The 6,000-nt window shown below is 43.6% G+C and carries 4 protein-coding genes; all 4 read right to left on the bottom strand.

Going from position 1 to position 6,000, the window contains the following annotated elements:
• Positions 1–539: IS110 family transposase (locus C1G53_RS12065; protein WP_153046728.1), on the bottom strand; the 539-nt coding region annotated here is incomplete at its 3' end.
• A gap of 233 nt (positions 540–772) precedes the next feature.
• On the bottom strand, positions 773–4,078 hold the full coding sequence (locus C1G53_RS12060) for a type I restriction endonuclease subunit R (protein ID WP_105118808.1): 3,306 nt from the start codon (positions 4,076–4,078) through the stop codon (positions 773–775).
• A 279-nt stretch (positions 4,079–4,357) separates the two neighbouring features.
• Positions 4,358–4,723 (bottom strand): glyoxalase, encoded by a 366-nt coding sequence (locus C1G53_RS12055; RefSeq protein WP_105118807.1) that lies wholly within the window; start codon positions 4,721–4,723, stop codon positions 4,358–4,360.
• Between the two features lie 57 nt (positions 4,724–4,780).
• On the bottom strand, positions 4,781–5,065 hold the full coding sequence (locus C1G53_RS12050) for a LapA family protein (RefSeq protein WP_161941429.1): 285 nt from the start codon (positions 5,063–5,065) through the stop codon (positions 4,781–4,783).
• Positions 5,066–6,000 lie beyond the last annotated feature (935 nt).

The following is a 6,000-nucleotide window of genomic DNA, read 5'->3' as shown; positions in this document are numbered from 1 at the left end:
ACCTTACAAGGAAAAGCTATAACTAAGTTCCAGTATTGTTCACCAGTTGGTGTTGATAAGATATTTTCCAATTCAGGGAAAGTGACCTGTAAGACCTTGTGCAGGCGGTTTTTAGCTCGAACAATATCCTCGGTCAGATTCTGATAGAAACGACTTAGATCCCGCAAGTTTTGGTAGACTTCTTCTTGGACATACGTCGATTTACGATTCAGTACAAACTGAGATTGAGCCAGTTTTTCGGCGTCAATTTGATCTGTTTTCCGCACACGCAAGCTATCCAGTTGCTTCTTAGCTTCTAAGGGATTAAGTCGTGTATAAGCGTAGCCATGTTCATCCAGAAAAGCTTGGAGACGGCGAGAGTAGACACCTGTTGCTTCAAAGATGATTTCTGGCTTATGGACGGTTCTCAAATCGCCAAGTAGCCGAGCAAAGCCTAAGGCGTCATTGGACATGGTATAGCCATGAACTTTTTCACCATTGACTAGAATGGCCACTTCTGAACTTGCCTTACTCACATCAATCCCAAATACTACTCGCATGATATTACCTCTTTGTCTTGAATGATTCCTTGTTTTAGTGATGTCATTTTCAATACTCGACGTCTGGCGTCCCACATACTTTGATAACATTCTTTCTAAAACAGGTGCCTTGCCAGTTTTTGATGCGACGTCTAGCGTCAAAAAGCCCTACGACTTAACAAGACACCTCTACTTTATCATAAAGAAAAAGTAGTGAGTACTTTCTCCCGTCGGAGATTTCCTCACTACTAATCTTAGTATGTTTTGTATTTGAGCTTGTTGAGGGCTTGGTCGCCCTTGTTTTCCTTGTAACTTGTATAGTCGTAGGTATCGACCAGGGCTTTTTCGCCGATTTGCTTGTCCTTGCCGACTCGGTAGTTGTCCACGATAAACTGGAGTTCGTCTTCGCCAACACACCAATCTCGTGCGGTGGATACGACTTGCTCACGGATGGTTAGGTCAATCATCTCGTCTAACTTGTGGGCAATGGATTGGCCCTTGTAATCTTGGGTATTGGTTTGGGCTTCCTGCCAGATTTTTGAGATGAGTTGGGAGAGTTTGGGATTGGTCTTGTCTAAGTCGGCGATGTAGTTGTCCACCATCTTTTTCTCCTTATCAGGAATGACTTGATTTTTACTGTCAATCAGGTTCTGGATGAGAGAGATGATATAGTGGTAATTGATTTCATCCGTACGGACAGATTCCAGCTCGTATTCAATATCAAAAGGCGTATCTTCTATGCCCTCGTCATCCTTCCGCCGTCTGCGGAGTTCTTCAATGACATTTTGGTATTGTCCAGAAAAATTCTCAATATCCTCCAGACTAAGCCCGATTTCCTTGAGAACATCCTCTTGCTCGTAGTCGGCATAGACCTGTATGGAGGCAAAGAGCTTGTCAAATTCCTGAAAGGCCTTGGCAAAGCGTTTCAACTCGGCATCACTGCTGGCATCTAGGTCTGGTGTCATTTCAGGACTTGGGGCAATAGCCAGCAACTGCTGAACTTTTTCCTTGAACTTGGCTTTTTCTTCCAACCAAGTCGGGGCCAGCACCGCAAACTCACCGCCATTTGAGTAGAGACTGAGGGCTTCGTCAACCTTTTCCTTAAAGCGTTCTGGGGTCTGGAAGGTGACGATTTGTCCAAACTTCTTGCCCTCGTCAAAGAGACGGTTGGTCCGTGAAAAGGCTTGGATGATGTGCTGGGGTTTCATAGGCTGTCTGTCCATGAAAATGGTAGACAAGCACGGAGCATCAAATCCCGTCAGCAAGCGATCCACTACAATAACCAAGTCCAACTGCTCCTCACGGAAGGCATACTTGTCTTTTTTCCGAGCCAAGCGTTCGTTGAGGTCAGTATTATAGGAACCAAGGGTCGCCAGAGTGAAATGCGTACCAAACATGGCATTGTAATCCTCCAAGCTCTTGCTCATGTAGTCTTGATTAGCAAAGGAAGACTCTTCATTTTCAGATACTGAGTAGGTGATGGCAACTTTTGGAAAATCAGGCAAGACTTTTTTGACTGCTTCCGAAATCGTCAGGCTCTTATGTCCTGCCTTGACTTCTTGTATCAGGTCATAGTAGGCTTGGGCACGGGCGATGGACTTGACAGTCAGTAGGCCCTCGTAGGTTTTCCCTACACCGTTTTGGAAACCAAGTTTGCGTTTGGATTTGTTTAAAATAGCATCCAAAACCGTCAGCATGTGCCGTTCATCATCGTAAAACTCGTCTTCGATTTCATCCTCAGCCCAGCCAGGCATGGTGGTCTGGTATTCCACTTGGAAACCAAGAACAGCTCGGTCATGGATGGCTTCTTTGACTGTGTATTCATGGAGACATGGCCCATACTGTTCTTCTGTCGTCTGGGCTAAATCACCTTTTTGCTCCCGCTTGTTCTCCTTGAAAATAGGAGTACCTGTAAAGCCATACCAAAGCGAGTTGACAAAGAACTGTTCCAAAATCCGCTGGCGTTCAGGGGTGACAGCCCGGTGGCATTCGTCCACAACAAAAGCTAGATTGAGATTCTTAATACGCTGGTGGAATTTCTCGTGCTGTCCTTCTTCAAATTGACGCAGGAGGGTATTGAGTTTTTGAATAGTGGTGACCACGACACGGCGGTCTTCTGAAAACAGATTTTTCAACAAGTGCTGAGTGTCATCCGTCTGGTCAATATCTATCATGTCATTTTCCGCGTAGGATAGAAAGGCAGCGGTGGTCTGCTGGTCAAGGTCTGTCCTATCTATGACAAAAATGGTCTTCTCAATAGATGGAATTTGCAGGAGATTGCGTGCCACCTTGTAGGAAGTCAGGGTCTTACCTGAACCAGTAGTGTGCCAAATATAGCCCGACTGACGAAGACGACTGGCTTCTCGGATGGCTTCTATGGCATGGATCTGATAGGGACGAAGCAGGATAAGGGCTTTTTTGTCGTCGTCAATCACCGAATATTGCATGACCAATTGGTGAGCCATGGGAATGGATAGAACCTCTCTGGCAAAGTCAAAAAGATGGGGCTGGGCTTGATTGTGCTTATCCACCCATTTGGTCAAGAAGCGGTCGTTGAGCTTGGATTCCTTGGCTGCTGCTATGTAGCGGGTTTCCGTGATATTTGACACCACAAACATCTGCAGGCTTGAAAAGATACCCTTAAACTGACCTTCTTGTTCATATTTGCGAATTTGACGGAAGGCATCCATATAGGGATGGGAACGGCTCTTGAGCTCAATCTGAATCATGGGAAGGCCGTTAATCAAGAGGGTCACATCACCCCGTCTTTGTCTGGCAGCATCACCACCTGTCACAACTTGGTTGACGACTTCATAGCTGGACTTACCCCCAGCAACATTGTGTCGCCAGATGACTTCCAATCGGATGGTGCCTAGACTGGCATCTTCTCGTTGGACTTGCACCTTTGCAATGCCATTCTCACCTGCCAGCCACTTGGCTGCTTCGTAGAAATTGACAAAGTTGAGTTGGTTCTTGATTTGGTGTTTTTCTTGGTCTGTCAGAGGATGGTCAGCTAAATAGCGGACGTTATTAGCCTCTAGCTTGGCGAAAAAGTTGGACCAAAGGAGCTCTTCACTATTGAGTTCAGGACGATAGACCCACTGACTCTCTCCGCTGGTCAGATGGCGGATGAGTTCATCTTCTATCTGTAGCTCATTGGCAGGCTTCTTGGTCTGATAAAGAGCCTGAGGGTCAACCAGCTCCCGTTGACCAGGTAGTAAACGTAGACTGACTTGAAAATCTTTCAAATCCTCTTCATTGACCTTTTGCAAGAGTTTGTGGAGATGCTTACGGAAACCGATTAACTGACCGTGGGCATCTGCCAATTTCTGCTCTGCTTGGGCATAGTGGTCAGGCTTACGCTTGATGTCCAGATAGCCTTTGACAATATCGGTCAGGCGGGCTTGTTCCACTTGGTAAACAGCCTCCAACTCCAAGGCATTGTCCTGTCTTTCTAGTTTTTCTAGCAAGCCTACTTGGTATTCCTCTATGGCTTTCATTTCTTCCAAGAGTTCTGGTGCATAGACTGGTATGTCTAGCATAAGGTGTTTCCAAGTCATCTAGACACCAGCCTTTCGACAACGCAAAAAGCCTGCCAAGACTGGCAGGTTTTGTTTACTATAGAATTGAACAAGTGTTTTAGATTGCTTTGATATATATATATATATGCAAATCTATTTAGAAGTTTCATATCTCTCTCCTAAAATACAAATAGGTATTACAAAAACTATTTTACCACACTATAGCCCCAAAATACATACTGTCTGATGCAATTCTGTTATTTTGTAACAAAAAATCAGCGATAGAAAACCGCTGATTGATACGCTATTTTGATGAACCTATCCCTTCACCGCAAAGTAATGACCACTTGGGCTGGCAAAATTAAAGTTAGGGAAGGGTTCTGCATTGACTGCGCTACACGTATCTGTCAAGCCAGAGATACGTTTTTGAAGCCCCTCAATATCATCTGTTTCAAACAAGATACTTGGCTTCATATCGATTACTTCTGGTGATACTTGACGAATAAATTCGTTAGCATAGACAGTAATAGTCGTAGTAGCTTCTGGATGTGGCTGCATATCAAAAGTTTCATAGCCCATCATCTCAGCTTCATTCACAATCACAAAACCAGCCGCAGTCCAAAAAGCCTTCTCAGCAGCAACATCATCCACATAAAACATCAATCCAAATTCTTTGGTAAACATCATTTCTCCTTATCATTTCAATGTGGTTTATACATAATTCCACATAATTAACTCAATCTAGTTTATCCTATCAGAATGTTCTTCCTTTTGCAAAACTGGGATTTCTGACAACTCTCTTTTCAAATTCTTAATCTCACTTTTCAATGACATATTCTTAGTCAATCCAAGTAAGTATTGAATGAACATACCAATCAAGAGCGAGCCAATTATCACCAAAATCAAGGGCATTCTAAATTGGCCGAACAAGTAATTGACAACAACTTCCTGACGATTAGCCAAAGAAAGAACGACTGTCAAAATAATGACAAGCAACAATCCAATAAGCGATAATCTCTGTTTCATTCTATCTCCATTTCTACTATGACAGTCTAGCATAAGAAGACTGACTTGGCAAGGAAGTCAACTTTCCACGTTGAAGAATTGGAATATAAAACCAAGCAGATTGTCTACCTCAACTTCCTATTTCCCTACTAAAACAGCCTATCCTAAAAATAAATAAAAATCCTCGAAAGACTTTTTCTTGTCCTATCTCCAACCTAAAATGAGGTGTCAACCTCGGAGAACAAACCAGCAACATACGTTACTGGTTTTCCTATTTCCCGATTAAAACAGCCTAATTTTGATTTAAAGAAAAACGCCTGCCGGCGTTTCTCATCTCCAACTTAAAACGTGGGGGAACCCATTTATAAAGAAAACCGCTTACCAGCGGTTCTCATTTCCGACCTAAAACAACCCGTCAGGGTTAAGGACAAACCAGCAACATACATTGCTGGTTTTCCTATTTCCAACCTAAACCTTCGCTATTTCATTTCTAGGCTCAGGCTGAAATAGTTCAGCGAACTATTTCACTCCACCGGACCTTGACATAAAGAAAAACGCCTACCGGCGTTTCTCATTTCCAACCTAAAAAGGTCCAAAAAATGAATAAAAGGAAAGACCATCTGCCGACGGTCCCTATTTCCAACCTAACCCTTCGCTATTTCCTTTCTAGGCTCAGGCTGAAATAGTTCACTCCACCGGACCTTGATTTAAAGAAAAACGCCTACCGACGTTTCCCATTTCCAACCTAAAAAGGTCCAAAAAATGAATAAAAGGAAAGACCGTCTGCCGACGGTCCCTATTTCCGACCTAAAACAACCCGTCAGGGTTACGGACAAACCAGCAACATGCATTGCTGTTTTTCCTATTTCCCGATTAAAACAGCCCAATTTTGATTTAAAGAAAAACGCCTGCCGGCGTTTCTCATCTCCAACTTAAAACGTGGGTAACCCATTTAT

Source organism: Streptococcus suis, assembly GCF_002960445.1.
In the GTDB taxonomy this organism is placed as follows: domain Bacteria; phylum Bacillota; class Bacilli; order Lactobacillales; family Streptococcaceae; genus Streptococcus; species Streptococcus hyiners.
Note: the sequence above shows the minus strand (reverse complement) of the source record. Positions and strands in the feature narration are given on the sequence as shown.

Excerpts from the sequence above, each read along its gene's own strand:
- C1G53_RS12060 (WP_105118808.1), bottom strand. The coding sequence starts at position 4,078 with ATGACTTGGAAACACCTTATGCTAGACATACCAGTCTATGCACCAGAA.
- C1G53_RS12055 (WP_105118807.1), bottom strand. The coding sequence starts at position 4,723 with ATGTTTACCAAAGAATTTGGATTGATGTTTTATGTGGATGATGTTGCT.
- C1G53_RS12050 (WP_161941429.1), bottom strand. The coding sequence starts at position 5,065 with ATGAAACAGAGATTATCGCTTATTGGATTGTTGCTTGTCATTATTTTG.